Origin of the sequence: Dolichospermum sp. LEGE 00246, assembly GCF_015207865.1 — a bacterium.
Classification (GTDB): domain Bacteria; phylum Cyanobacteriota; class Cyanobacteriia; order Cyanobacteriales; family Nostocaceae; genus Dolichospermum; species Dolichospermum heterosporum.
Genome location: NZ_JADEWA010000528.1, coordinates 1 through 3,391, shown reverse-complemented (window position 1 = coordinate 3,391; position 3,391 = coordinate 1). Strand labels below are relative to the sequence as shown.

General features: G+C 38.3%; 3 protein-coding genes. 1 reads left to right on the top strand and 2 read right to left on the bottom strand.

Features of this window, described 5'->3' with window-relative positions; translation table 11 throughout:
* Positions 1 to 26: 26 nt before the first annotated feature.
* Entirely contained in the window at positions 27 to 362 is a 336-nt protein-coding gene (locus IQ228_RS23400; protein ID WP_027403295.1) for a rhodanese-like domain-containing protein, read from the bottom strand.
* 176 nt (positions 363 to 538) lie between these two features.
* On the opposite strand from IQ228_RS23400, the gene mutL reads away from it, so the two are divergent.
* A complete protein-coding gene (gene mutL, locus IQ228_RS23395) occupies positions 539 to 2,197 on the top strand; it encodes a DNA mismatch repair endonuclease MutL (RefSeq protein ID WP_193964605.1) in 1,659 nt (552 codons plus the stop codon).
* Between the two features lie 502 nt (positions 2,198 to 2,699).
* Here mutL and IQ228_RS23390 read toward each other — a convergent pair.
* Positions 2,700 to 3,391: Hsp70 family protein (locus IQ228_RS23390; protein WP_193964603.1), on the bottom strand; the 692-nt coding region annotated here is incomplete at its 5' end.

The window sequence follows — 3,391 nt, the reverse complement described above, 5'->3', positions numbered from 1 at the left end:
TACCTCCCCACCTCCCCCTACTCCTTTCAACCCTCTACCCCTTCTGTCGCACCGTTGATAGATTTCCAGGCTGGTAAGCCACCGCCCAGTTCAGCTACGGCTGTGAAACCGAGGAATTGCAGGGTTCTCACAGCTTGGGCTGATTGGCTGTCATTTTCGCCGTAAATGTAGATTTGGCGTTCTCTGTATAGGGAGGTTTGAGCGCGAGATTCCAAGTCATTGAGGGGGATGGAAATTGCTCCGGTAATGCGGCTATAATTGTACTTTGAGCGATCGCGCACATCAATAATTGTAAAAGCAGGTTGACCCCATAGAAGACTGTTCTTTAAGTCGTTAACATCAGCAACTAAATTAATACTCATAAGCTTTTCTCTGCTTCTAATCTAATCAGAAATTTACCAAATATCCCTTATTAATTCGTATTTCTTTAGGATCACAGCAGATTTGAGAAATTAATATTTTGCAGTCATAATATTGTAAGCTAATTATCTAACCGTAAAGACAATTTTTAATTTTTAATTAGTAATTTTTAATGATAATGGCATCTACGATTCAAGCTTTACCAACAGAGGTTGTATATCTAATTACGGCAGGAGAAGTAATTGACTCTTGGGTAGCTGTTGTCAGGGAGTTGGTGGAAAATTCCCTAGATGCTGGAGCAACACGCATTGTCGTTTCTTTATGGCCGCAAATGTGGCGAGTTCGTGTGGCTGATAATGGTTGTGGCATGAATTTAGATGATTTACAACAAGCCGCAACTGCCCACAGTACCAGTAAGATTCATTCCAGTGCAGATTTATGGAAAATCAGCAGTTTGGGGTTTCGTGGTGAGGCGCTACATAGTTTAACGACTTTGGCAGATTTAGAAGTTTTAAGTCGTCCTTTGGGGGGAAGTGAAGGTTGGCGAGTTGCTTATAATAATGAAGGAGAAGTATCACAAGTAGAAGTGGTAGCGATCGCACCGGGTACAGTAGTAACAGTTAATAATTTATTTGCTAATTATGAAGCTCGTCGTCAGGGTTTACCGGCGACAAATCAGCAATTAAAGGCTGTACAAAATGTCATTCAACAGATAGCTTTGTGTCATCCTCATGTTAATTATCAAATTTGGCAAAATGACAAAGAATGGTTTACGATTTGTCCCGCACCAACTGTGGGAAAACTAATTCCCCAAATTCTCCCCCAGGTGCGACAAGGTGATTTACATGAGGTGAATTTACAAATACCAAATCTGGAAAATTCGTCTTTGCATTTGGTGATAGGATTACCCGATAGATGCCATCGTCATCGTCCTGATTGGGTAAAAGTGGCAATTAATGGCAGAATGATTAAAACGCCAGAACTAGAACAGACAATATTTTCAGCCTTTCATAAGATATTACCACGCGATCGCTATCCCGTTTGTTTTCTACACTTAACTATTTCTCCAGAACAAATTAACTGGAATCGTAACCCAGCCAAAACAGAAATTTATCTCAATGAACTAACTTTTTGGCAAGAACAAATTACTGAAGCTATTCACAAATCTCTGCGGATTTCGGAAACCAATATAAAAGAATCCATTCACACAACCAGAGTTAGTAATTTATTGAAAGTCGCAGAATCAAAAGGTGAATATAACTTCAACTCTCAAAAATCCCAAAGTAGTGAAAATCAAACCTATTTAAAAGCCATTGCCCAACTGAGTAATACTTATATTGTTGCTGAACATTCTGGAGGAATGTGGTTAGTAGAACAACATATAGCCCATGAACGAGTATTATATGAACAATTGTGTGATAGTTGGCAATTAGTAGCTGTAGAAACCCCAATTATTATTTATCAATTATCACAAGCCCAGGTTTCCCAATTACAACGCATTGGTTTAGATATAGAACCATTTGGTGATAACCTTTGGGCAGTGCGTAACATTCCTATCATGTTAAAACAACGAGAAGATTGTGCAGAAGCAATTTTAGAATTAAGTTGGGGAGGGGACTTACAAACTGCTCAAGTTGCTGTTGCTTGTCGGAGTGCAATTCGCAATGGCACAAAAATGAGTTTACCAGAAATGCAGACCTTATTAGATAATTGGCAACATACCCGCAACCCGCGCACCTGTCCTCATGGTAGACCGATTTATTTATCTTTGGAAGAATCAGCACTAGCACGGTTTTTCCGACGTAATTGGGTAATTGGCAAAAGTCATGGAATTTGAAATATTTTATTGAACTATACTCAAAACGGCTTGATTGTTTGATTCTAAACGTAGGGGTAAAGCAAGAGCTTCATAGGTGTCAACTTAACGTAAAACCTCTTCCCGCAAAGAACTCAATTCATCTCATTCCCCTGCTCTGACTGGGAATGAATTCTAGAAGGCTCTGCCTTCAATAATAAGTAATTGGACAAAAATATTTACAGTCATTGCGAGCGCAGGGAAGCAATCACAACCATTGGAATTGCTTCATTTCACTTCGTTATATATGGCTAACGCCACGCTGCGCTAACGCAATGACATTGTGTAATTAATTCTGTCTCACTACTTATTAGAGGCAGAGCCTCATCAACTGCATTCCTAGTCAGAGACTAGGAACGAGATGTGGTAGGGATTTGAGCTTAAGTTGACACCAATGAAGCTCTTGCTTTACCCCTACACGTCTGGGTTCTTTGTTATTTGGCAAAAAGCATTTGATTTTTATCATACTAACCCTGGTATTGTTTTATGCTAATTTATAAATTTCACCCCTACTAACTAAGACTTCTGCTGTTAATAAATCCTTCACAGTTACTAATAGAGTCCGTCGAGAATCAACCTCGAACAACACCGATATTCTATCCATTCCTGCTGCTCCTGGTGGATTAAGTTTTGCCACACAAACCTGTTGATTTTGATTATCTAAGGAACGGTAACTTTCTTGATGTTGAAGAGTGCTAGAAGTCATTCTTCCCGAAGCATCAAAAGCAATTTCAGTTAGTGACATATCAGCTAATTCACCAATATCTAAACGAATTTCTTTTTGTCCATGATTAGCAACTTGCAGATTTAACCATTCTTGACGTTGACAAGGATATTTTTCACCTTTGGTAAATAAGCGATGATAAATATAACTTTTGCTATAACTTTCCCATAATCTAATTGCATAACTATGACGCAAAAAATCATCTATTTCGGTAATTTGTGTAATAGCTAATGCACCATGACAGACAGCATCAAAAGGTTTATTTAGTTTTACCTTAGCTTTACCAAAGTAGGAAATAATTAATTGTTGAACTGCGGGAATTAAACAACTTCCTCCCACTAATAAAACCTGTTCAATATCATTTTTACTAATACCCTTTCGTAAAGCAGAAGCTAAAATCTCATCTAAGGTATCTCGTAACTGTTGTAAAAACTGTCTATATTCTAAAATCT